This is a genomic window from Nisaea sp., from assembly GCF_039990255.1.
GTDB lineage: Bacteria > Pseudomonadota > Alphaproteobacteria > Thalassobaculales > Thalassobaculaceae > Nisaea.
The window spans coordinates 399468-421143 of record NZ_JBDXGG010000007.1 but is presented as its reverse complement, the minus strand read 5'-3'; the positions used below and the strand labels follow the sequence as shown (position 1 = coordinate 421143).

Sequence of the window (21676 nt, the reverse complement as noted above, 5' to 3'; positions counted from 1 at the left end):
GGACCCGCGGGATTTGAGGGCAGCTTGCATCCGCGTCACCAAGTGCTAAAGCGCCACGGGGAATGCTCCCGTGGGCCCGAACGGAGACCAAGGAGCAGATAGCCATGTCCGACAAGATCAACCCAGCCTTCATCGAAGCCGCCGATTGGAACCTTGAAACCCGTCTGGTACGAGGCGGCACCAACCGATCGGAGTTCGGCGAGACTTCCGAAGCGTTGTTCCTAAGCTCCGGCTATGTCTATGACAGCCCGGAATCGGCCGAAGCCCGCTTCAACGGCGAGGAAGAAGGCTTCGTCTATTCCCGCTACGGTAACCCGACGGTCCAGATGTTCGAGGACCGCATGGCCTTGCTGGAAGACGCCGAGACCTGTTTCGCCACGGCCAGCGGAATGGCTGCGGTCTGGGCAGCAATGATCTCGCAGCTTCAGAGCGGCGATCACGTAGTCGCAGCGCGCGCCTTGTTCGGCTCCTGCCATCACATCCTGACAAAGATTTTCCCGAAATTCGGCATCGAAGCCACGCTGGTCGACGGTACCGACATCGCGCAATGGCGGAACGCAGTCAAGCCGAATACCAAGGTGTTTTTCTTCGAAACCCCATCCAACCCGACACTGGAAATCATCGACATTCCAGCCGTCGTCGCCATCGCTAAGCAAGCCGGTGCGCGGGTTGTCGTCGATAACGTCTTCTCAACACCGATCCTGCAGCAGCCGATCCGGCTCGGCGCCGATATCTCGGTCTATTCAGGCACCAAACATATCGACGGCCAGGGTCGCACGCTCGGCGGGGCCGTGCTCTGCTCGAAAGAGTTCCGTAAGGATTATCTCGAGCCCTTCATGCGCCATACCGGCGGCTGCCTCAGCCCGTTCAATGCCTGGGTCCTGTTGAAAGGCCTTGAGACTCTCGATCTCCGGGTCCGCCGCCAGTCCGAGAACGCACTGGCCATCGCCGCGTTTCTGGAAAACCACGCTGCCATCTCCCGGGTGATCTATCCCGGCCTTAGCTCTCACCCTCAGCATGAACTTGCAACGAAGCAGATGAGCGGCTTCGGCACCCTCGTCTCGTTCGATGTCAAAGGCGGCAAGGACGCAGCCTTCAAGCTGCTGAATGGCCTCAAGATCGTTGATATCTCCAACAATCTCGGCGACACCAAGAGCCTGATCACCCATCCCTACACAACCACCCATCGGGCGATGGAAGAGGCGGACCGTCAGGCGCTCGGCATCGGTCAGGGACTAGTGCGGATCTCGGCTGGAATCGAAAACGGTACAGACCTGATCGAGGATTTCAGGGCAGCGCTGAGCAGTATTTAAAGGTCAGACACACCTTTAGGTAACCATTGCATGGACTTTAACAGCAATTAGTCTACCATTTAGATAAAAGACAGAATGAAATGAATTTAGTCAGGGGGGCACTTATGGCCCATCCCGGTCAGTTTGCGATTAAAAGGTCTGCATTTCTCTTCCTCAAGCGTATCACGCTGGATGATGTGCCCGAGGATTCTCTAACCAGGGTAGCCTATGAATTCTGGCGCGGGCTGGCTCCAGAACCAGCCCTCCCTGCCCGAACCGATTTCAGGCCAGAAATGGTCCCCCGGGATGTTCTCCCTTGGGTATTCCTGATGGACGTGATCAGAGCACCGAATGGCGCCCTCGACTACCGCTATAGGCTGAACGGAACGAGAAATGTTGCTCTTGTCGGGCGTGATCCGTCACAGCGGCTTGCTTCCGAAGTCTTTGATAATGGCGACCGCCGCTTCATGCTCGAAAGCTTCAACAAAACCGTGGACGAGAAAACTGCGACTTTCTGGGTCGGCGACATTCCTCATGACAGGATCAACCAGATCAATATCTGGCGCGGACTATTTCCTTTGGCAAACGACCGTGAAAACGTCGACCAGCTCCTGGGCATCGCCGTACCCCGCTCCAACGACATGGACGCATGACGACAGCTAAGGCGACCTGCCGGGTGCGACAGGTGCGCTTCTCGGACGCCGCAGTGATTTCAGACCTGATAAACCCGATTATCGCGGACGGTAAACTCACCGCCATGACGGGAACCATGACGGTCCAGGATCAGGAGGACTTCATCCGGACGCTGCCAAACCGGTCTGTCTACCTGGCGGCTGACGACGAGAAAGAGACCCTGCTTGGCATCCAGGATTGCCTGCCCGCCCCGGATCGCCCCACACAGTGCGACATCAGTACATTCGTGGATCTGAAAGCGTCCCGCCGAGGTGTCGGCAAAGCCCTCTTCCGTGAAATGCTAAAGCATCTGAAACGCCTTGATTTCCAAACGATCCGCGCGGTCATCCGGGAAGAGAATGCGGATGCCCGAGCCTTTTATCGCAGGCTTGGTTTTATCGAGACGGGAAACGAGAACAACAATGTAATTGCGTCTTATGCGCTCAACTGAACTGTTTCCCACAAGCCATTAATTGCCGCGCCTTTGAAGATGGCGCTCCAGCATCGGACGCAACAACGCCGCTGCACTGGCGGCATCATTCAGCGGCTCGTAGAGAAACGGCTCGACATGCCCGTCGAACGGCCGTGTCAGTTTTCGAGCCCGCAGGTTTTCCTGGAAAGTCGCAATGCGCCCTGAGGGAACCAACAGATCGGCGACGTAGACGCCTTTGCCGGACGAACAGGCTTCTGAGACCATGTTCACAGAATCGGATGTCACCACAATAGCGTCAGCCGCGCCGACGAAACCGAGATACGGGTTCTCTCCCTCCCCATTCCAGAAACAAGCGGCTGCCTCGTTCTCTCCAAGAGCCGAGAGCGCCTGAACCAGCCGCTCCGGCGTCCGGCGGGAGGCGGTGATCATCAAACCGCAGCCGTTATCGATGAGCCTCTCCAGATTGCCGATGAGCTGGTCCACCAGCGCATCATCGACTGTCTGCCGCCGCGTGGCACCGCCCACAGCAACAAGCACGCGCGGCCCCGGCAAAGGCTGGATCATATGGCCGAACCGTTTCGCCTCGGCCCGCAGATCGAGGGTCGCGAGGCCATTCAGGGAGGCCGTGGTCACGATCACATTCTCGCCCCGCGCCGGATCGTGTTCCGGCACGATGAGGGCATCGAAATGTGCCGGATCGACTCGCGGGTCCTGAATTTGCACTGCAAAACTGTGACCACCGGACCGCGCCTTCATCGAAAGCACCGCTCCCGCATTCCGGCGGCCACATCCGATGACAAGATCAGGCCAGGGAGGCGTCAGCGATTCCCCCCCAGCGCTGGGCGGGATCATTCGAAAGCCCCCCAATGCCGGAAAGGCGCGCAGCAGCAGGGACGGGCGAATGCGTTTCATCGCGGGCTCAATGCCGAGTGCCTGCGTCAAAGCAACCGACTGCACCTCCATGCCCCGGGTACCGTCGCTGACGACCCAGGCGGACACTTCCGCCGGCAGACTCATAGGGTGCTCCATTACAATTTATTGCGCACGAATATGACAAGGAGATGTAATAATCTTGCGCAAACAATCCCACCTGCTTTATTCTGCACTGCAATATCCGGCAAGGGAAACCTTCCGCTGCCGATCAATCAATCGAACCAGGAGTCATCCGCCATGCGGCGTGTCAAACTTGACCGTATCGACCGACGCATCCTTCGCGACCTGCAGGACAACGGGCGCATGACCAACGTGGATCTTGCGAACCGGGCCGGTATTTCCGCGCCGCCATGCCTCCGGCGTGTGCGGGCGCTCGAAGAGGCCGGTTTCATCCGCGGCTACCATGCAGACGTGAACCCCGAGGCGCTCGGCTACAAAGTGACGATCTTCGCTTTCGTCGGTCTCAACAGCCAGGCCGAGGACGATCTGGTCGCCTTCGAGGAAATGGTCGAGGACTGGCCGGAGGTGCGCGAGTGCCACATGCTCTCCGGGGAAACCGATTTCCTGCTGAAAGTGGTCGCCAAGGACTGGGATACGTTTCAGAAATTCCTGACCACACGCCTCACCCCCGCGCCAAACGTCTCGCACGTGAAGACCGCGCTCTCCTTCCGCACCCGCAAGCAATTGCCTGGTGTGCCGGTAGAAGTCGACGTTGAGGACGACGAGGACGACCTCGAAGAGGAATAGGCATTAGCCGTTACCGGCCTCCCACATCCATAATCTCGGCATGGATATTGCTTGCCTGAGGGTCAGCGCAACCAGACGGGAGACCGCGGCAATGACCTCATCAGCAGCCCTTTCCGCCACCACGAGTTTCACCAAGGAGATGTTCTCCGACCCTTCCATGCGACCGCACCTCGAAAACTATTACGAGACGCAGTACAGCGCTTTTCGCGCGCGCATCGAGGATATGAAGGAAGCAGAGGCAAACGGTACGGCACCCAACACCCTGACATCGCCCGACGGCATGACCGGCACGGAGCTGAGTGCCGCGCAATACGAATCCATGATCCCCAGCTTCGACCGCTGGCTCGAGATGCAGCAGCAATCCTCGGTTTTCGATCAAGTTGAGTTTTCCTCGGGAAGACTTGAGGACATTAAGACGGTCGAGGCCTCCATTGAGAAATCCCTCAACCCCGATCTGACGTCCGGCGTGCGTACCGTCTTCTCGGCCGGCGACACGATTCTTGGATACATCGACAATTCCGGCCAGCTGACCGTTACCCACCCTGACGGAAAAGCGCTGGCAAAACTTGCCGACGAAGCAAAGACCATGAACATGACCAGCGAGGAGAGAATTGCCTACATCCGCGATCGCGGCGCAGCAGAATTGTCCCGGAGCCAATCCAACCTGGAAATTACCGACTATACTGAAACGAGCATGCCAACACGGCGCGCATTCGCCGCCGAATGGTACCCGGATCAAGATGTGGACGCGCGATATCAGGAAGCGTTACAGGAGATCAAAAGCTCGGTTGAGAAATGGGTCGCCGCGCAGGATAAGCAAATGAACAACCTGAACGAAATGCACGCTTTCCTGCTTCAGTCACAACAAGTAGAGCAAGCCGTCTAGTCGGTTGAATGGCCTCTTCCGGATGCCGCCAAACGGGGCAGGAAAAACAAGCATAGAGAGCTTGATTTCCCTGCCTGACATCTAGCCCTGACAAAAGGATGGCACGCAGTCAGTAAAGTCCTTGATTCAGAATGCGTAACCTCACCAAAATCCCATGCTGGATAACCTATCCGTTTTTTTTCGGCGGCAGGTATGGGAGAGCGTCCGGAATGCGCGTGCTGTTACAGAGAGTGAGTGAAGCAGCCGTTAGGATAGATGGAGCCACAGTTGGTGAGATCGGCGCCGGTCTGCTGGCGCTGGTTTGCGCCGTCGAGGGCGACGGGCAGGCCGAAGCCGAACGACTGGCCGGCAAAACCGCGAAGCTCCGGATTTTTGAAGATGACGCCGGGAAGATGAACCAGTCCGTCGCCGATATCGGAGGCAGCGTGCTGGTCGTCTCGCAATTCACCCTGGCCGCCAACACCCGCAAGGGCAACCGGCCGAGCTTCATCGGTGCCGCCGCGCCGGATCTGGCGAATTCCCTTGTCGAGCATTTCGGCTCCTGTCTGAAATCGGCGGGCCTGACAGTCGAAACCGGCCGGTTCGGGGCAGACATGAAGGTCTCCCTGATCAATGATGGGCCAGTCACGATCTGGTTGGACAGCAGCGCATGATAAATGCACGAGCCATGACCGGTCTTGCCGCCACACTTTTTCTCGTAGCGGCCTGCGCCGACCCACCACCGCCGAGCGGAACCTTCCCGCCCAACCCACAGCGCCCGGACGCTGCGCCAGTGACCCTGATCGATACCATGCCGACAGGGCATCGATGCATCGTTACCGGCGGTAAAGCGCCGCCACTCACCGTGACAACACCGCGTCTCGTACCACTTCATCAATATGGAGACGCCCCGGTGATCGACTGCTTCGGGGACGGCTTCCTGCGCCAGCGCAAAGCCATACTGGCCAACAAAAGCACACGCCTCGCGGAGCAGATGATAGTGCCGGGCGCGATCGACCCCGCTTTCGCGCCTTATCCAAAGCGCGAAAGAAGCTCCGGGAAGGGCGATTTCCCCGCATGGGTCCGCATCCGGTTACAGCGAAGCGGTTTCGACTCCATTGCAGAACGCGATCGGTATTATGCAGTCGAGGCACAATGGATCGACACGGCCTGGAGCACCATCGAGGATCGCCTCAAACTGGAATGTCGGAGCCGTCAGACCCAAGCACAGGGCCTCATCCTGCTTGATGCGCTTTGCAAGGACGCCTTCCATGCTCTGGCGGACCGTCAGGCGGCTGATCGCACCACGGTCGAAGTAAACCGCAGGCAATCCACCATCCGATAAGACCGGCCCTTGCCATGATTGCTGCAGCGCGGCACTCTCGGCCTTCGTCGGCATGCGAAAAACGATCGCGGAACGTATGGGAGAAACGCGAATGAAAATCGGCATCGCTAAAGAAAGACGACCGTATGAGGCGCGCGTTGCCGCATCGCCCGATACGGTCAAAAAATATGTCGCCATGGGCTTCGAGGTTGCCATTGAAACCGGCGCGGGTCTGAGCGCGGCCTTCACGGACGCGGCTCTTGAAGCTGCGGGCGCGAAGATCGTCAAGACCGCGAAAGACGCACTCGGCAGCGCGGATATTGTGCTCAAGGTCCGCAAACCCATCGGCACCGGCGCCGAGGTTACAGGCGAAGCGGACGAAATCGCCCTGATGAAAAGCGGCGCGACCCTGATCTCGCTGATGGAGCCTTATAAGGAACGGGCGCTGATCGATGCGCTCGCGGCAAAGAAGATCACCACATTTGCGCTGGAAATGGTGCCCCGGATCACCCGGGCGCAAAGCATGGACGTCCTCTCCAGCCAGGCCAACCTCGCCGGCTACAAATCCGTGCTGGATGCGTGCAACGAATTCGGCCGCGCCTTCCCGATGATGATGACGGCCGCAGGCACCGTTCCGCCGGCACGGGTTCTCGTAATGGGCGCCGGTGTTGCCGGCCTTCAGGCCATCGCCACGGCCAAGCGCCTTGGCGCCGTTGTTTCGGCAACCGATGTGCGCCCCGCCTCCAAGGAACAGGTCGAAAGCCTCGGCGGCACCTTCGTCGCGGTCGAGGACGAAGAGTTCAAGGAAGCGGAAACCGCTGGCGGTTACGCCAAGGAAATGAGCGACGCTTACAAGAAAAAGCAGGCCGATCTGATCGCGGAGACCCTGAAGAAACAGGATATCGTCATCTGCACAGCGCTGATTCCGGGGCGCCCGGCACCGGTACTCATCACTGAAGATATGGTGAAAACGATGAAACCGGGTTCGGTGATCGTTGATCTCGCCGTAGAGCAAGGCGGCAACTGTCCGCTCTCCGAATACGGCAAAGTGGTGCGCAAGCACGGCGTCGCTATTGTTGGCCATGCCAATGTGCCAAGCCGGATCGCTGTCGATGCCAGCGCGCTCTACGCCAAGAACGTCCTGAATTTCCTGACGCCGCTCTATGACACAGAAGCAAAAAGCCTGAAGATCAATCTCGAGGACGAGATCGTGAAAGGCTCGCTGATCACTCAGGACGGCAAGGTCGTGCACCCGGCCGTTCAGGCGGTCGCGGCGGAAAAATCCCCGGCGAAACCGGCGGCGAAACCCACTGCAAAACCGCGCGCGGCCCGCAAGCCAGCTGCGTCGAAAACAACCTCCAAACCAGCAGCAAAAACCGCCAAGGCACCCGCCAAGCCGAAGGCCACGACGGCAAAGTCAGTGGCAGCGCCGGCGGCCGGTTCAGATAAAGAGGGGGATGCCTGATCATGGATGCCACACAGATTGAACAAAAAGCGAAAGCCCTCGCCGAACAGGCCGCGAGCCTGGCGGGCGAGATGGCTCAGTTCGCAACGGATGCTGGCGGAGTTACAAGTCAAGTAACAGAGGCCGCTCATTCCGGCCCCTACAGCTTCATCTCGCTCTTCACGGTCTTCATCCTGGCCTGCTTCGTCGGCTACTACGTCGTCTGGCGGGTCACACCGGCGCTGCATTCGCCGCTGATGGGCGTGACCAACGCAATCTCCTCCGTGATCATCGTCGGCGCCCTGATCGCCGCCGGTCCGGCGGAAACGAACTTTTCCCAGATCATGGGCTTCTGTGCTGTGGTGCTGGCGTCGGTAAACATCTTCGGCGGCTTCATCGTCACGCAGCGCATGCTGTCCATGTTCAAGAAAAAGCGCTGAGGCGGGGGATATAGACATGACCGAGAATCTCTCAGCCGTCCTTTATCTGATCTCCAGCATCTGCTTCATCATGGCGCTGAAGGGACTCAGCTCTCCGGACAGTGCCCGACAGGGCAATATGTTCGGCATTGCGGGCATGGTGATTGCCATCCTGACAACCATCGCCATGCCTGAAGTGATGAGCTACGGCACCATCCTCGCCGGTATCGTTATCGGTGGCTCCGTCGGTGCCTTCATCGCCCGCAAGATCGAGATGACGGCCCTGCCGCAACTGGTCGCGGCCTTTCACAGCCTAGTCGGTCTCGCCGCCTGTTTCGTTGCAGCGGCCGCGTTCTTCCGGCCCGAGGCTTACGGTATCGGCACGCCCGGTAACATCGCCGTCGGCTCGCTGGTGGAAATGGCCGTTGGTCTCGCCATCGGCGCGGTAACCTTCACCGGATCGATCATCGCCTTCGGCAAGTTACAGGGCATCCTCTCCGGCGCACCGGTCACCTTCTCCGGCCAGCATCCGCTGAACGCGGCACTCGGCCTGCTGATGGTCGCGCTGGTTGTCTGGCTGTGTATCGACCAGAGCCCGGCCGCCTTCTGGGCCGTCTTCGTGCTCGCCCTGGTGCTGGGTATCCTGATCATCATCCCGATCGGCGGCGCCGACATGCCGGTCGTGATCTCGATGCTGAACTCCTATTCCGGCTGGGCCGCCTGCGGCATCGGCTTTACCCTTGGCAACTCGCTGCTGATCATCACAGGAGCGCTTGTCGGCTCCTCCGGCGCGATCCTCAGCTACATCATGTGCAAGGGCATGAACCGCTCCTTCTTCAGCGTCATCCTCGGCGGCTTCGGCGGCGAGAGCGACGCGGCGGCGGCGATGGGCGGTCCGGGCGGCGACAAGTCGGTCAAGTCCGGCAGCGCCGACGATGCGGCCTTCATCATGGAGAATGCCTCCTCCGTCGTCATCGTGCCGGGCTACGGCATGGCGGTGGCGCAGGCCCAGCATGCCTTGCGGGAGTTGGGCGACATCCTGAAGGCGAAGGGCGTGAAAGTGCGCTACGCCATCCACCCGGTGGCGGGCCGTATGCCGGGGCACATGAACGTGCTGCTGGCGGAAGCAAACGTGCCCTATGAAGACGTGCTGGAACTGGAAGAGATCAACCGCGATTTCGCCCAGACCGATGTCGCCTTCGTGATCGGCGCGAACGACGTCACCAACCCGGCGGCGAAAACCGATCCGGCCAGCCCGATCTACGGTATGCCGATCCTCGACGTGGAAAACGCCAAGACGGTGCTGTTCGTCAAACGCGGCATGTCATCCGGCTATGCCGGGGTCGAGAACGAGCTGTTCTTCCGGGACAACACGATGATGCTGTTCTCTGACGCGAAGAAGATGTGCGAGGAAATCGTCCAGGCGCTCGACTGACGCTGAACGGCAAGAATGAATCAAAAAGGAGCGCTTCGGCGCTCCTTTTCTTGTTCCGGGCAGAAATTTATTTTCCGTCGGCAGCCTTAGATGGTCCTACCACCTTCCGCCAAACTATCGCAATCCAGCGTCCAAACCGCTGCCAGCGTCTGACTTCTCCACCAAGTAGCATCGTGCCTCCCGGGGCCAGGTTCACTGACCTTTTGTTTATTGTGCAGCCACAGCCTTTGCCGCGGCAGCGATCGCCTCTTCAGTCTGCGCCAGATCCGCTTCGGTCAAGGCAAGCGAGATATAGAACTTGCTAGGCGGTTTCAGAATACCGTGCTGGCGCAGCACCGCATTGAAAATCTCCGCCTGCTTGGCGTTCCCGTCCGCCCCGTCGCGATAATTCTTCACCGGTTTGTCGGTGAATACCACATCGAACATGACCGGCTCGCCAACCACCTGATGCGCGATCCCGGCTGCACCGAGTTCTCGGGTCAATGACGCCATGATCCGCGTGCCATTGGCATAAATATTCTCATACGCACCGGGACGCTTCAGGATTTCCAGTGTCTTCAACCCGGCAACGCTGGCAACGGGATTACCACTGAGCGTGCCAATCTGGAAAGTGAACCCCTCGGCCCCTACCTTCGCCTTGTCGAAATGGGCCATGATCTCGTCGGAACCGGCAATGGCCGCCAATGGGAAGCCGCCGCCAATCACCTTGCCCAGCGTGCAAAGGTCTGGCGTCACGCCATACTTTTCTTGGCCTCCGCCATAGGCAAGCCGGAAGCCGGTCACCACCTCATCGAAGATCAGTACAATGCCGCGCTTGGCGGTTTCCTTGCGAAGCATCTCGTGAAAACCCGGCTCTGGAGGGATCAGGCGCTGCAACGGCTCGACGATCACCGCCGCGATCTCGTGGCCACGCTCTTCAAGAATACCGCGAACAAAATCGAAATCATTAAAGGGCGCAACCAGCATGCCGTCGCGGACGGCTTCCGGAATACCGGCGGAATCCGGCACGGCGAGCGGAAAGTTCACGCGCTTTTCCGGCGCCAGAGACATAAGCGAGTCTCCGGACATGCCGTGATAGCCGCCCTCGAATTTCAGAATCTTCTCCCGGCCCGTATGAGCGCGGGCGAGCCGCATGGCGTACATATCCGCCTCGCTGCCGGTGGAAACGAAGCGCACCTGGCCGGCACAGGCCATGGCCCCGGCGATTTCCTCGGCCAGCTGGATACCCTGCGCGTTGTTGGCAAAAAAGGTGAAGCCCGCCTTAATCTGCTCCTGCACCGCCTGCAGCACTTCGGGATGCCCGTGGCCGACCAGCATCGGGCCGGAGCCGATCAGATAATCGACAAATTCAGTGCCGTCTTCGTCCCAGACCCGCGCGCCTTCGCCACGGGCGATCACAACGCCGGGATCGAAATTCCCGAAGCCGGCTGCGGGAAGCACTTTGCCCGCACGGTCGCGCCAGTCCTGAAGGGTCGTGTTGCTGCTCATCCTGTCGCTCCCACCGCGTGCGTCAGGCCCTATTCAGACACAGGCTCGCATAGCGATGCAACGCACACCCTGCGCGCGACATTCATTCCTTCGCGGCGTCGACCTTCAGCTCGACCGCCGCATACCAGTCGGCCGCCGCCCGGATTTCCTCATCCGACATTCCTTCAGCGATACCGCTCATGAGCGCGTGCGTCCTCTTACCCCGTTTGAAGGCCTTCAGCTGGGTGTCGATATAGATGTTGGTCTCGCCAGCAAGGTTTGGAGCTTCGTCATAGAGAGCGATGCCGTCAGTACCGTGACAGCCGGTACAGCCTTTCGGCGCTCCAGCAGGGTCTGCTCCGGCTGGCAGGGACGCAGTAACCTTATGCGCAGCGTACCAGGCCGAGACATCGACGATCTGCTGTTCGCTCAGCCCGGACGCGACGACCGACATCATCTCATGACGACGGGCTCCGGATTTGAAGGCGAACAACTGTGTCTGAAGATAGCTGCTCGGCTCCCCCCCGATATGCGGGGCGATGGGGATCTTCGCGACCCCATCGAGCCCATGGCAGGTCCGGCACATGTTCGCGACCTTGCGGCCCGCCGCAGGATCGCCAGAAAACGCCGGAGCGATCCCGGCGAGCATAAGCCCGCCGAGACCAAGCAGGATCGCACGCCTCATTTGGCGTAGCTGATCCGGTAGAGCGCCCCGGCCAGATCGTCCGACACCAGGATCGACCCATCCGGAAGCTGCGCCACATCAACAGGGCGGCCGAGATATTCGCCCGTCGGCTCATCCAGCCAGCCTTCGGCGAAGGGCTCCATCGCGGCGTTGCCCTGCTCGTCGATGAAGGTGACCATGACCCGGGCACCGACCGGAGTGGTCCGGTTCCAGGACCCATGCTGGGCCGAGAAGATAGCGTGCTTGTACTTCTCCGGGAACATCCGGCCCGTATAGAAATGCATGCCCAAATCCGCCGCGTGCGCGACAGTCGCGACAACAGGCATGACGGTGCCCGCCGGCGGTTCCTCCGACTTGTACTCGTTGGTCCGGGTGTCGCCACCGCCATACCAGGGATGGCCGAAGTTCTGGCCTGCCGCCGTCTGCCGGTTCAGCTCTCCAGGCGGGATGTCATCCCCCATGCCGTCGACCTGATTGTCGGTAAACCAGAGCTCTCCCGTTGCCGGGTGGAAGTCGTGACCGACAGAATTGCGGATGCCGTATGTATAGACTTCACGGCCGGTGCCATCGAGGTTCAGGCGGATCATTCCGCCGATGCCCCATTCATTGTAGAGATCCATCTTCTCCGCCGGAGCCACATTGAAGGGCTGGCCGAGCGAGATATAGATCTTGCCGTCCGGCCCGATCCGGCAGACACGCGCCGTGTGGTTGAAGCTTTCCTCTTCCGGCGGAATCAGGTCACCCTTGGCGACAAGGTTGAAAGCGGCGACATCCGGGCTCTCGTAGAAGAACTCGGCAGCCGGGAACAGCAGCACCCGGTTCTGCTCGGCGATATAGAGAAAGCCGTCCTTGGAGAAACAGGGACCGTTCGGAATGCTGAACGTCAGCGATGGCGCGAAATCCTTCACCTCATCGGCAACGCGATCCTTGTTTCGGTCGGTGACCGACCAGACTTTGTCCTTGCGGGTTCCGACGAAGGTGACGATGCCCTGTGGGCCAACTGCCATATGCCGTGCATCCGGCACCACTGCATAAAGCTCGATCTTGAAGCCATCCGGCATCTTGATGCGTTCCAGCGTCCTCTCGATACCTGCAGCATAATCGCCGCCCTGCTCGATAAAGGTGAATTCTGTAACGCCGGTGGTCTTGAAGCCCGACAGTTTTTCAAGATTGTCCGGAACCTGCCCGGACTGCGCGAAGGCGCCGCCTGCAAAGAGCGACGCAGCCACGGCCAATACGATGATCTGTTTCATCAGATTTCCTCCCTGTTGGCACGTTTATACAATCATAGTTTGCGTCACCAAATGGTAGGTCAACCATATTTGCGTATTTATTATATGCGAAAATTTTTCCCCGCGACCATCTGGCAGCGATCACGAAAAATCATAAATTCGATCAGTGCTTGTAGATCAATCAGTTACCGCACGTTCACCCGACACACCCAACCTTCAGGCTGGTGCGACAATCAGCAACCGCAGACGGCGGGCCACCACTACGAAAATGGCGCACAACCCGACGCACCAGAGCATCATGAAAATACCCTGCTGCTCCAGCGTGATCCCGGCATCGATCAGCAGGCCCGTAATCGCAGGCCCGATAGCGGAGGAGAACACCATGGCCGAAACGGCCAATGCCCGGATCGCGCCAAGGTTACGCGTGCCGTAGATCTCGGCCCAGACCGCTCCGTTGAGCGCACTCGAGAAGCCCGCGCAGAAGCCAATAAAACCGAGCACGACACCCCAGATCCAGACCGCGTCGCCGGCACCGAGCAAAACGATGCCGAGACCGATCGGCAGCAGGAAGAGCGGTAACAGGGTCAGGGCACCAAAGGCGTCGATGATACGGCCAGCGACGAAAACCGCGATCATGGCGCTGACCGCATAGACCGGATACCCCGCCGCCATCTCGATCAGGCTCCAGCCCTTCTCACCAGAGACGTGCGCCTGATGAAAAAAGATCACCGTCCCGATGAAGGAGGGTGTCAGGATACCGGGGAGAAGCGCCCAGTAAGACCAGTGCCGGAGTGCTTCCGGCCGGGTCCAGTGCCTCCCGAGCGCGCCTGTCGTCGGGCCACTTGTCTCCCCGCCCTGAGGCTCCCGGTCCCGGGCAAACAACACCCAGAGCGCGCCCCCGAACGCCACGGCGAGGATCGCAGCGGCGAGCAACCATGTGCCGCGCCAGCCAACCAGCGCTATGGCCAGGACCGCCAGCGCCGGCAAGATTGCCTCGCCGATACCGTAGCCGAGGCTGGTGATGGCAATTGCCCGTCCCCGTCGCGCCTGGAACCAGCGGGCCGTTGCCGTCATCCCGACATGACCGATCATGCCCTGGCCGAAGAAGCGCAGGCCGAGCACCATGACGAAAAGCATGATGGTGGACTCGTGCAGTGCCATGCCGACGCAGACCAACGCAAACCCTGCAAGAACGAGTATCGCCAGCGTGCGCAATGACATCGTGTCCGCGAGCTGGCCGGCCTTGATCAGCAGCGCCGCAGAGGTGAGGGTCGCCCCGGCATAGAGCGTTCCCCAATCGCCGTCGCTGAGACCGTGCAGCGCCATGAACTGGCTGGCGAAGAGCGCGATAAAATAGGTCTGACCGAAAGACGAGCAGAACGTGCACAGCAGACCAGCACCGAGCCAGCGGGCATTTGCGAGATAAAAATTTCTCTGAGTGCGGGTCGGGTCCATTTCTCTGCTTGGCGCGGAAAACCACGGCATGTCAAGCAGATGAATGGTTGAGCAGGGCCGCCCAAAAGGCGTGAGGCGACGATTTGCCTCTTGAAGCGCAGACCGGCCTCCCCTCACACTGCAGGTTCCAATTAAGGTGCTTCCCGGCGCCGGTATGCCGCTCCGGCATCACATATTCCAGCGCCGCCGAAAGGGCTCCCCCTGAACAAGGACCGTCATATGCCTGTTGAGAAATGCGATACGCTCGTTGTCGGCGCCGGTCAGGCCGGAATCGCAATGAGCGAACATCTCGGCAAGGCCGGTGTACCGCACATCGTGCTGGAACGGGACCGGATTGCCGAACGCTGGCGGTCCTGCCGCTGGGACTCCCTGGTCGCAAACGGCCCCGCATGGCACGACCGTTTCCCCGGGATGGAGTTCAAGGGCGAGAGCCCCGACGCCTTCGTCGCGAAAGAGAAGGTCGCCGATTATTTTGCCGATTACGCCGAGATGATCAATGCACCGGTCCGCTGCGGTGTCGAGGTAATCTCTGTAACCCGCAACGAGGGCCATCCAGGCTTTCGCGTCGAGACATCGGAAGGCGTCATCGAAGCCAACAGCGTGGTCGCCGCCACCGGTCCGTTCCAGACAGCCACGATCCCGCCGATGGTCCCCGAGAGCGCGGGGATCGCGCAACTCCATTCCAGCGCCTACCGGAATCCCGGCCAGCTTCCCGAGGGTGGTGTTCTAGTGATCGGTGCGGGCTCGTCCGGCGTGCAGATCGCCGATGAGCTGAACCGTGCCGGACGTAAAGTCACGCTCGCGGTCGGCCCGCATGACCGGCCGCCCCGCGCCTATCGCGGACGGGACAATTGCTGGTGGCTGGGCGTTCTCGGCAAATGGGAAGCCGCAACTCCGCCCGCCGGCGCCGAACATGTGACGATTGCCGTCAGTGGCGCGCGTGGTGGGGAGACAATCGACTTCCGCAGGCTCGCGGAACAGGGCCTCACCCTCGTTGGCCGTGCCGAGAACTACGCGGACGGCGTCATAAGCTTCGCCGACGATCTTCGCCGCAATATTGAGAATGGCGACATGAACTACCTCTCCGTCCTGCGGGAAGCGGACGCCTATCTCGCGCGGACAGGGCTCGACCTGCCGGAGGAGCCCGAAGCGCACCTCATCGGCCCCGATCCGGATTGTGTGACCAACCCGATCCGCGAGTTGGACCTGAAGGCCGCCGGGATTTCGACGATCATTTGGGCCATTGGCTTCGGGCATGATTACAGCTGGTTGAAGGTCGATACCTTCGACGAAACCGGCAAGCCCCTGCACCAGCGCGGTGTATCCCGCGAGCCAGGGATCTATTTCCTCGGCCTGCCATGGCAGTCGCGACGCGGATCGAGTTTCATCTGGGGTGTCTGGCATGACGCCAGATATGTCGCGGATCAGATTGCGATCCAGCGCTCCTACCTGGATGTCGACGCCGCCGCACGTACACGTGGCGCGGCGAGGCCCTAGTTCGATAACAAGAGGCGGCATCATGGTCCGCCACATCTTTCTTTACGGAGGCCAGCATGGCGCATGAACGGCTGCGGAAATTCAACACCAGGGACACCTACCCGGAGCAAAAGCTGGACAACGATCTGGCCCAGGCGGTGATCACGCGCGGCGGACGCACGGTCTGGCTGCGCGGCCAGTGCCCGCAGGATCTGGACACGGCGAAAAACATCAAGAGCCACGATCCCGTCGAGCAGACCCACAAGGTGATGCAGAACATTCGCCAGCTTCTCGAAGAAGCCGGGGGCGACATGCATCATCTTGTAAAACTTGTCGTCTATATAACGGATGTCCGGTACCGGGAGGCTGTGTACCGAACCATGGGCGAGTACATCAAAGGCGTCCATCCGGTCTGTACCGGCCTTGTCGTCCAGGCGCTTGCCCGCCCGGATTGGCTGGTCGAGATCGATGGCACCGCCGTTATCCCGGATGATTAATCCGGACGCATAATCAGGAGTTCCGCATGACCTTCTCCCTTGTTGCCCGCTGTGCCGAGACCGGCATGTTCGGCATCGCCATCTCCTCCTCCTCACCCGCGGTCGCTGCGCGCTGCGCTTATACCCGCGCCGGAGTCGGCGCCGTGGCCAGCCAGAACATCACCGACCCGCGCCTCGGCTCGCTGGTGCTGGACCGGATGGAGATTGGCCTGTCCGCAGAGGACGCCATCGAGGCAATGCGCAAGGAGTGTGAATTTCTCGACTACCGCCAGGTGCTCGCAGTAGATAAACATGGCAGCAGCGCCATCCATTCTGGCGGCAACGCGCTGGGTATCTGGTCGGAAGCAAAAGCCGAAAACGTCGCCTCGGGCGGCAACCTGCTCGCCAACGCGGATGTTCCAGCGGCTATCGTCGCCGCTTTCACGGACTCCACCGGTCATCTGGGCGACAGGTTGATCGCCGCCATGAAGGCCGGTCTCGCGGCAGGCGGCGAAGCAGGCCCGGTGCATTCCGCCGGCATGCAGATCGCCGATAAACTCGGCTGGCCCGTCGCGGACCTGCGCTGTGACTGGACCGAAGACTGCCCGATCGAAGCGATTGCGACAGCATGGGATGTCTACAAGCCACAGCTCGACGCCTATGTCACCCGCGCGCTAGATCCACGCGAGGCACCGTCCTATGGCGTGCCGGGGGACGAATAATCCTCACCCCTCCGCCGCGACGAACACCACTGATTGTTTCGCCGTCCGCATGACATGCTTGCGCTTGATCCGTGACTGGAAGAACCGGTTCACAGCCGCCGCCAGCACCGGGGCCCAGGGCGCATCTGGCCGGGCGCGGATTTCCTCGCGGGTGGCGACCGGCAGCTTCACCATGTGGGCGGAGACGATATATTCCGGCTCCGCGTGGTCGAAGAAACCGGGCAGCAGGTCCTCAAAGAATGCTTCTGGATCATCCACCACATAAGGCGCCATGTCCTGCTGGGCCTCGGTATAGGCGGCATTGCGTCCAGTGAAGCAGGCCATCTGTAACAGCGCGTCAGGCCACAGGTCTTCATGGCGACTGCATTGAGCCCGCACCGCGTTGGCAAAGGTGATGCCGTGGGTGAAGTTGAGCCAGTTCACATTGTCCGGCACCGGACGGTCGTGGCGGGTGCCCCAGTGCGTATCGAAATGCAGCATCTGCCATGCGGCCGCCCCCATCAACGCATCGAACAGGGCGGTGCGATCGCCGCTTGAGCGGTTCGCCCGATCCAGCGCGCGCGGCACGTTGAGACTGTAGAATTCCTCCGGCGCGACCGGTGCATCTCCGGTCCCACTCCATGCAGCGCGGGCCGGACGGTAGGCCTTGAATTCAGGGATCAGGTCTTCACGGCTGGCATTCACCAGCGCCCGGACCAGCGTCAGATAGAGCGGCTCGGCCAACGCGTCGCCCAGCCGTTCAACGAGCTGCCGGGTCTTGTAGCAATAGATCAGGGAATGACCGAAATCCTGATAATGGGCGAGCGCGGCCCGCGTCACCGGAGCGTCCAGCGCCCGCCATCCAGGGCCGCGACAAGCCCCGCGCACCAGCGCCACAGCTTCCGCCTCATCCTCCGCCTCGATGGCCTCGACCAGCCGGTCCGCATCGAATGCCATCTCTCCGTCGGGAAACGGAAAGCGCTCCCAGCGCAAGCTGTCCCAGGCAAGATGGGCGACAACCTCGACATTAGGAATGATCGAAGAGGCCGGGTCCTCATCACCATAATCCTCCCCCAGCTCCAGCCAGTCCGGCGCCGCGGCAATGGCGTGTGTGGTGCCCCATTCGAAATGCTCATGCGTCCAGAGCACCGCCTGCCGCACAGCCTCCAGCGGGTCGCCACCAGCCGCCTTCAACCGGGCGATCTCGCGGGTCATACGGGTGTAATTATGATCCCGAAAACTCTCTTTCAGATTAGCGAGCGCGGTTTCGATACGCTCGCGCGCCGGAGCGTCCACGATATCGACAAAGATGGCGCCATCCCGAATTTGCGTGGGATAGATCCTCAGACGGTCGCCGCCGACCTGATTTGCTCCGCTGACCAGATCGAATTTCCAGTTATGCCAGTTGCAGGTCAACCGGCAGACAGCTCCGTCGGAACCGGTCGTATCAAGCGTGCCTTGGATCAGGGGGTAGCCTTCGTGCGGGCAACGGTTATTGCAGGCATAGACCTCGCCATCGATATGGAAGAGGACGATCTGCTTGCCGCCAGCTTTGAAGATTTTCCGGCCTGCCTGCTCAAGCACTGTGAGCGGCATTGCTTCAACCCATTCGGGTTTCCGTTTTTTGTCCACGGCACATCTCCCACTTTTTTATCCGATCAGTCCGGTCGCATGTCCTTCGCTGACAGCTCTTCGATAGCCGACTCCGTCTTCCGCAGGTGATCCAGCCCCATGCCCCGAAGCACATGATCGGCCTTGGTGAACTGAATATTCTCGTAGCCGATGATTTCGATCCGGTTGCCCCAGGGATCGAGGAAATCGAGAAAGCGATCCGGCAGGGGAAGGATGTCCACGCCGGTCGCCACCAGCGCCGCGCGCACCGCCTCCTTGTTCTCGACCACAAGACCGACATGCCGCTTTACATCTGCTGGCTGTGTGCGTCCCAGGACCAATGCAATGAACTGGTCGCCAAGGTCGATTTCCGCCTGAGTCTCGCTCCGGCCACGCTGCTCGAACTGGAAGAGCTTGCCGTAAAATGTCAGCGCCTCGTCGAGATCTCCGACCTCCAGCGCAATGTGATTGATCCCGATCGCACGAACGGGCTGGGGGACGTCGGTTTCGGATCGGGTGTCATCCATATCGCTGGTCCTTACAAGAGCTGTTCCATCAACAGCATCTTGGACGCGTAACATATTATATCAAGATTTTTCTTTTTTAATTATTTGAGCGGGCGTTTAATTCCGCATGAACAGATCCCGCGAGGCGCGCCGGCCAGGCAGCCTGGTCAACGACCAGAGAATGATCCCGAGCACGCCGAAGACCAGCCAGGATGGGAACAGCAGGATGGTTACCATCACCGGGTGCCAGAGAAAGGGATGCAGATATCGGGAGATTGCCGGCTCGGCGAGCTGCAGGCTATCCCGGTGCAATCCGGCCCAGAGCGTGCCCGCATCCATGATGCGCAGCGCCTGCGCCTGATAACTCGCATAACCGTCCCGCGCGGCAAGCGCCAGCGCGATCAGGAGCAACAGCAGCGCGATAAACCTGAACAACCGCCTCATTCATCCCCCGGCGCGCCCCAGCCAGAACTCCGGCGGACCTGCGCGCAGCCAATTGACGAGCCCCCTAACAGTTTGGAAAGACTACACCATTTGAGCGCTACAACCAATCGTACCGCGCATATCCGGGGGTCACGCCTGCAACTGTCTTTTTTTCTTCAATTTCAGGCTTCAAATCATTGCAAAGCCCGGACGGCTTTTGTATGGTCCGCGCCTCTTCAGGAGGGATGGCCGAGTGGTTTAAGGCGCACGCCTGGAAAGCGTGTTGGGGTGTAAGCCCCTCCGGGGTTCGAATCCCCGTCCCTCCGCCATCGCTTTCCCATATCGATATGATATTTATTGGTTTTTTTAATGTGGCGGAAAACCGTCCCGCATATCATGCCCGGCTTGATCACCCTAAGAGGCAACCGAACTCCTTAGACGTATGCAGCCTCATCGCGAATCAAGTGACAGGTCGGCAGCTACCTTTCATCAAACCCACCCCGAAACCGTTCCCAGCTGCCCCTCAAAGGTACTTGGCTGACCCTGTGAATGGCGAACATTCAACAGCATGCTCAGAGGCGCCAAGAGTAGGTAAGGCGCCTCTTTGTCAGCATTTATACGTAGATCAGGGCGATGCTCAGGCAGTCACCGGGCTCAAAGCCGTTCTCTAGGGACCAGAGCTCCCCGCTTTAGGGAATAGGGTATTCCGAAGGAGGAGATTTCAAAGAAATCCCTGGTGACCCGGATGCGAAAACAGCGCACTGGAGGAATGTCATTTCGAAAGATCGCCAACGAAGTTCGTGCGGATATCAGAAAAATGCCTCACTCTCAGGCAATAAAACCTGCACTTAAGCTCAAAAGGAATACCCCAGATGAATGCACCTAAAACACTACCGCGGGTCGACAAAGTCACCGGCGCATACTTCAACCCTCAAAAGAACGAAGTTAATCTAGATTTTCAATCTGATGGGGAGATATATGCAATCCCCTTTACAGCGCAAGAAATATTTCAAGTGGAAGAATGGTTTATCAAAATTCGGCAAAGCATAGGAATTCACATGAAAAAAATTAATGTTCAAGAATGAATAAACTAGCTATATCTTCAATATTTCCGATCTCGAGAAATACTGGCTCTAACATTCGAACCTCATCAGTATCTCTACTAACAATAACGAGACGATATTCTCCCTGATACATAAATCTTAAATGTTTAATAAAATACAAAAAAATTGGATCTGCTGGCAATCTCTGTAATATAAAATACGGATCAACGTACTTCGCTGCGTCGAAAATCAATACATGATTCTTGAAATTACTTGCCGCAGCCTTTTTCAATCTACGTTCAAATTCATATTGATCGTGAATCACGACACATGAATCACAATTAAAGTCAAAAAACATGCGAATATCCAAACTGGCACTCACACAATACAAATAATAATCCGACGGCTTGACATGATTAACTTCCCACACACCTCTTTTTGGCCGCAAATTGCGAAAATATGGATCGATCATATCCAGATCGTAATCATACGGACCGATGTAGGTTGTAATAGCCAGTTCTTGATCTTTTTGGGCCACATTATGCCCATCACCCGAAAAAGATGATGCCGGAGCTACACGAACAACTCCTTTCTTTATCATAGACTCCATATATTTTTTTTGCCCGTATTTACAAAACATTTGACGGCATCGAAATTTCTCTAATTTAGAAAAATTTTTCTTTATGATTTCCAAATTTTTTGTATACGGAAGATCTTCAATAGATAATTTTTGTATATCTAAACCACGAACATGGCATTCGTGCTCTAAATCAATGAGCTTCTGCAGCCACGGATTTTGTGTTCTTCCTGGTGGCTTTACTCCAATTTTTCCTTCTGCTGTTAAGTATAGGATATTCATCATGATGTCGTGCAAGCGGTCTTTAAGACTATGCTCTGGAGCGTGCCTAAGATAGGGGCGGATCCGATACTCTAGCCGCCAGCTTTCCTCATTCTCCATACATCCATCCTCAATGTGATAGGAGCCGAAGCGACTATCCTAGAGACTGTTAAATACGACACCAACAGCATCTATGCTC

At 58.9% G+C, this 21676-nt stretch carries 23 protein-coding genes and 1 tRNA gene; 15 read left to right on the top strand and 9 right to left on the bottom strand.

Translation table 11 applies throughout. The annotated features are described in order from the left end of the window. Positions 1-104: 104 nt before the first annotated feature. From metZ to ABJ076_RS06675, 3 genes are all read left to right on the top strand, one after another. The gene (metZ, locus tag ABJ076_RS06685; RefSeq protein ID WP_348194407.1) at positions 105-1313 is read left to right on the top strand and encodes an O-succinylhomoserine sulfhydrylase; all 1209 of its coding nucleotides are present in this window, start codon (positions 105-107) and stop codon (positions 1311-1313) included. A gap of 104 nt (positions 1314-1417) precedes the next feature. Next, positions 1418-1945, top strand: a complete 528-nt coding sequence (locus ABJ076_RS06680) for a PAS domain-containing protein (protein ID WP_348194406.1) — start codon at positions 1418-1420, stop codon at positions 1943-1945. Continuing rightward, positions 1942-2415: a GNAT family N-acetyltransferase gene (locus tag ABJ076_RS06675; RefSeq protein WP_348194405.1), complete on the top strand. Its 474-nt coding sequence runs from the start codon at positions 1942-1944 to the stop codon at positions 2413-2415. Before ABJ076_RS06680 ends, ABJ076_RS06675 begins: the two co-directional genes overlap by 4 nt. A gap of 18 nt (positions 2416-2433) precedes the next feature. Here ABJ076_RS06675 and ABJ076_RS06670 read toward each other — a convergent pair whose 3' ends face one another. Further along, positions 2434-3414: a mitochondrial fission ELM1 family protein gene (locus ABJ076_RS06670; protein WP_348194403.1), complete on the bottom strand. Its 981-nt coding sequence runs from the start codon at positions 3412-3414 to the stop codon at positions 2434-2436. Between the two features lie 153 nt (positions 3415-3567). On the opposite strand from ABJ076_RS06670, the gene ABJ076_RS06665 reads away from it, so the two are divergent. The 7 genes from ABJ076_RS06665 to ABJ076_RS06635 all read left to right on the top strand — a co-directional run bounded on the left by ABJ076_RS06665 (position 3568) and on the right by ABJ076_RS06635 (position 9564). After that, positions 3568-4077 carry an Lrp/AsnC family transcriptional regulator gene (locus tag ABJ076_RS06665; protein ID WP_348194402.1) on the top strand — a complete coding sequence of 170 codons (510 nt, stop codon included), beginning with the start codon at positions 3568-3570 and terminating at the stop codon, positions 4075-4077. Between the two features lie 91 nt (positions 4078-4168). Then, a complete protein-coding gene (locus ABJ076_RS06660) occupies positions 4169-4963 on the top strand; it encodes a hypothetical protein (RefSeq protein ID WP_348194400.1) in 795 nt (264 codons plus the stop codon). 209 nt (positions 4964-5172) lie between these two features. Continuing rightward, on the top strand, positions 5173-5616 hold the full coding sequence (gene dtd, locus ABJ076_RS06655) for a D-aminoacyl-tRNA deacylase (RefSeq protein WP_348194399.1): 444 nt from the start codon (positions 5173-5175) through the stop codon (positions 5614-5616). Next, entirely contained in the window at positions 5613-6287 is a 675-nt protein-coding gene (locus ABJ076_RS06650; protein ID WP_348194397.1) for a hypothetical protein, read from the top strand. Before dtd ends, ABJ076_RS06650 begins: the two co-directional genes overlap by 4 nt. A gap of 91 nt (positions 6288-6378) precedes the next feature. Next, entirely contained in the window at positions 6379-7731 is a 1353-nt protein-coding gene (locus ABJ076_RS06645; RefSeq protein ID WP_348194395.1) for a Re/Si-specific NAD(P)(+) transhydrogenase subunit alpha, read from the top strand. A gap of 2 nt (positions 7732-7733) precedes the next feature. Continuing rightward, on the top strand, positions 7734-8150 hold the full coding sequence (locus tag ABJ076_RS06640; protein ID WP_348194394.1) for an NAD(P) transhydrogenase subunit alpha: 417 nt from the start codon (positions 7734-7736) through the stop codon (positions 8148-8150). 16 nt (positions 8151-8166) lie between these two features. Then, positions 8167-9564 carry an NAD(P)(+) transhydrogenase (Re/Si-specific) subunit beta gene (locus ABJ076_RS06635; protein WP_348202633.1) on the top strand — a complete coding sequence of 466 codons (1398 nt, stop codon included), beginning with the start codon at positions 8167-8169 and terminating at the stop codon, positions 9562-9564. Positions 9565-9771: 207 nt separating this feature from the next. On the opposite strand, the gene ABJ076_RS06630 is transcribed toward ABJ076_RS06635, so the two are convergent. The 4 genes from ABJ076_RS06630 to ABJ076_RS06615 form a co-directional block, all read right to left on the bottom strand. Next, a complete protein-coding gene (locus tag ABJ076_RS06630) occupies positions 9772-11052 on the bottom strand; it encodes an aminotransferase class III-fold pyridoxal phosphate-dependent enzyme (RefSeq protein WP_348192037.1) in 1281 nt (426 codons plus the stop codon). Positions 11053-11134: 82 nt separating this feature from the next. Next, on the bottom strand, positions 11135-11716 hold the full coding sequence (locus tag ABJ076_RS06625) for a c-type cytochrome (RefSeq protein ID WP_348192035.1): 582 nt from the start codon (positions 11714-11716) through the stop codon (positions 11135-11137). Continuing rightward, positions 11713-12969: a PQQ-dependent sugar dehydrogenase gene (locus ABJ076_RS06620; protein WP_348192032.1), complete on the bottom strand. Its 1257-nt coding sequence runs from the start codon at positions 12967-12969 to the stop codon at positions 11713-11715. Before ABJ076_RS06620 ends, ABJ076_RS06625 begins: the two co-directional genes overlap by 4 nt. A 195-nt stretch (positions 12970-13164) precedes the next feature. Next, positions 13165-14403: an MFS transporter gene (locus ABJ076_RS06615; RefSeq protein WP_348192029.1), complete on the bottom strand. Its 1239-nt coding sequence runs from the start codon at positions 14401-14403 to the stop codon at positions 13165-13167. Between the two features lie 219 nt (positions 14404-14622). On the opposite strand from ABJ076_RS06615, the gene ABJ076_RS06610 reads away from it, so the two are divergent. Genes ABJ076_RS06610 through ABJ076_RS06600 form a run of 3 tightly spaced genes read left to right on the top strand, consistent with a single transcriptional unit; the run spans position 14623 to position 17077 of the window. Beyond that, positions 14623-15900 carry an NAD(P)/FAD-dependent oxidoreductase gene (locus ABJ076_RS06610; RefSeq protein WP_348192027.1) on the top strand — a complete coding sequence of 426 codons (1278 nt, stop codon included), beginning with the start codon at positions 14623-14625 and terminating at the stop codon, positions 15898-15900. Positions 15901-15956: 56 nt separating this feature from the next. Then, positions 15957-16376: a RidA family protein gene (locus ABJ076_RS06605; protein WP_348192024.1), complete on the top strand. Its 420-nt coding sequence runs from the start codon at positions 15957-15959 to the stop codon at positions 16374-16376. Positions 16377-16402: 26 nt separating this feature from the next. Then, positions 16403-17077, top strand: coding sequence for a DUF1028 domain-containing protein (locus tag ABJ076_RS06600; protein ID WP_348192021.1), 675 nt, complete (start codon positions 16403-16405; stop codon positions 17075-17077). A 3-nt stretch (positions 17078-17080) separates the two neighbouring features. Here ABJ076_RS06600 and ABJ076_RS06595 read toward each other — a convergent pair whose 3' ends face one another. From ABJ076_RS06595 to ABJ076_RS06585, 3 genes are all read right to left on the bottom strand, one after another. After that, positions 17081-18688, bottom strand: a complete 1608-nt coding sequence (locus ABJ076_RS06595) for a Rieske (2Fe-2S) protein (protein WP_348192018.1) — start codon at positions 18686-18688, stop codon at positions 17081-17083. A gap of 26 nt (positions 18689-18714) precedes the next feature. Then, on the bottom strand, positions 18715-19194 hold the full coding sequence (locus ABJ076_RS06590) for a VOC family protein (protein ID WP_348192015.1): 480 nt from the start codon (positions 19192-19194) through the stop codon (positions 18715-18717). A 96-nt stretch (positions 19195-19290) separates the two neighbouring features. Continuing rightward, positions 19291-19617: a hypothetical protein gene (locus ABJ076_RS06585; RefSeq protein WP_348192012.1), complete on the bottom strand. Its 327-nt coding sequence runs from the start codon at positions 19615-19617 to the stop codon at positions 19291-19293. A gap of 218 nt (positions 19618-19835) precedes the next feature. On the opposite strand from ABJ076_RS06585, the gene ABJ076_RS06580 reads away from it, so the two are divergent. Continuing rightward, positions 19836-19925: transfer RNA gene (locus ABJ076_RS06580), tRNA-Ser, on the top strand. 543 nt (positions 19926-20468) lie between these two features. Continuing rightward, positions 20469-20681 (top strand): hypothetical protein, encoded by a 213-nt coding sequence (locus ABJ076_RS06575; RefSeq protein WP_348192009.1) that lies wholly within the window; start codon positions 20469-20471, stop codon positions 20679-20681. Here ABJ076_RS06575 and ABJ076_RS06570 read toward each other — a convergent pair. After that, on the bottom strand, positions 20665-21597 hold the full coding sequence (locus ABJ076_RS06570) for a hypothetical protein (protein ID WP_348192006.1): 933 nt from the start codon (positions 21595-21597) through the stop codon (positions 20665-20667). The two genes, ABJ076_RS06575 and ABJ076_RS06570, sit on opposite strands and share 17 nt — an antisense overlap. Between the last annotated feature and the right edge of the window lie 79 nt (positions 21598-21676).

Excerpts from the sequence above, each read along its gene's own strand:
- metZ (WP_348194407.1), top strand. The coding sequence starts at position 105 with ATGTCCGACAAGATCAACCCAGCCTTCATCGAAGCCGCCGATTGGAAC.
- ABJ076_RS06680 (WP_348194406.1), top strand. The coding sequence starts at position 1,418 with ATGGCCCATCCCGGTCAGTTTGCGATTAAAAGGTCTGCATTTCTCTTC.
- ABJ076_RS06675 (WP_348194405.1), top strand. The coding sequence starts at position 1,942 with ATGACGACAGCTAAGGCGACCTGCCGGGTGCGACAGGTGCGCTTCTCG.
- ABJ076_RS06670 (WP_348194403.1), bottom strand. The coding sequence starts at position 3,414 with ATGAGTCTGCCGGCGGAAGTGTCCGCCTGGGTCGTCAGCGACGGTACC.
- ABJ076_RS06665 (WP_348194402.1), top strand. The coding sequence starts at position 3,568 with ATGCGGCGTGTCAAACTTGACCGTATCGACCGACGCATCCTTCGCGAC.
- ABJ076_RS06660 (WP_348194400.1), top strand. The coding sequence starts at position 4,169 with ATGACCTCATCAGCAGCCCTTTCCGCCACCACGAGTTTCACCAAGGAG.
- dtd (WP_348194399.1), top strand. The coding sequence starts at position 5,173 with ATGCGCGTGCTGTTACAGAGAGTGAGTGAAGCAGCCGTTAGGATAGAT.
- ABJ076_RS06650 (WP_348194397.1), top strand. The coding sequence starts at position 5,613 with ATGATAAATGCACGAGCCATGACCGGTCTTGCCGCCACACTTTTTCTC.
- ABJ076_RS06645 (WP_348194395.1), top strand. The coding sequence starts at position 6,379 with ATGAAAATCGGCATCGCTAAAGAAAGACGACCGTATGAGGCGCGCGTT.
- ABJ076_RS06640 (WP_348194394.1), top strand. The coding sequence starts at position 7,734 with ATGGATGCCACACAGATTGAACAAAAAGCGAAAGCCCTCGCCGAACAG.
- ABJ076_RS06635 (WP_348202633.1), top strand. The coding sequence starts at position 8,167 with ATGACCGAGAATCTCTCAGCCGTCCTTTATCTGATCTCCAGCATCTGC.
- ABJ076_RS06630 (WP_348192037.1), bottom strand. The coding sequence starts at position 11,052 with ATGAGCAGCAACACGACCCTTCAGGACTGGCGCGACCGTGCGGGCAAA.
- ABJ076_RS06625 (WP_348192035.1), bottom strand. The coding sequence starts at position 11,716 with ATGAGGCGTGCGATCCTGCTTGGTCTCGGCGGGCTTATGCTCGCCGGG.
- ABJ076_RS06620 (WP_348192032.1), bottom strand. The coding sequence starts at position 12,969 with ATGAAACAGATCATCGTATTGGCCGTGGCTGCGTCGCTCTTTGCAGGC.
- ABJ076_RS06615 (WP_348192029.1), bottom strand. The coding sequence starts at position 14,403 with ATGGACCCGACCCGCACTCAGAGAAATTTTTATCTCGCAAATGCCCGC.
- ABJ076_RS06610 (WP_348192027.1), top strand. The coding sequence starts at position 14,623 with ATGCCTGTTGAGAAATGCGATACGCTCGTTGTCGGCGCCGGTCAGGCC.
- ABJ076_RS06605 (WP_348192024.1), top strand. The coding sequence starts at position 15,957 with ATGGCGCATGAACGGCTGCGGAAATTCAACACCAGGGACACCTACCCG.
- ABJ076_RS06600 (WP_348192021.1), top strand. The coding sequence starts at position 16,403 with ATGACCTTCTCCCTTGTTGCCCGCTGTGCCGAGACCGGCATGTTCGGC.
- ABJ076_RS06590 (WP_348192015.1), bottom strand. The coding sequence starts at position 19,194 with ATGGATGACACCCGATCCGAAACCGACGTCCCCCAGCCCGTTCGTGCG.
- ABJ076_RS06585 (WP_348192012.1), bottom strand. The coding sequence starts at position 19,617 with ATGAGGCGGTTGTTCAGGTTTATCGCGCTGCTGTTGCTCCTGATCGCG.
- ABJ076_RS06575 (WP_348192009.1), top strand. The coding sequence starts at position 20,469 with ATGAATGCACCTAAAACACTACCGCGGGTCGACAAAGTCACCGGCGCA.
- ABJ076_RS06570 (WP_348192006.1), bottom strand. The coding sequence starts at position 21,597 with ATGGAGAATGAGGAAAGCTGGCGGCTAGAGTATCGGATCCGCCCCTAT.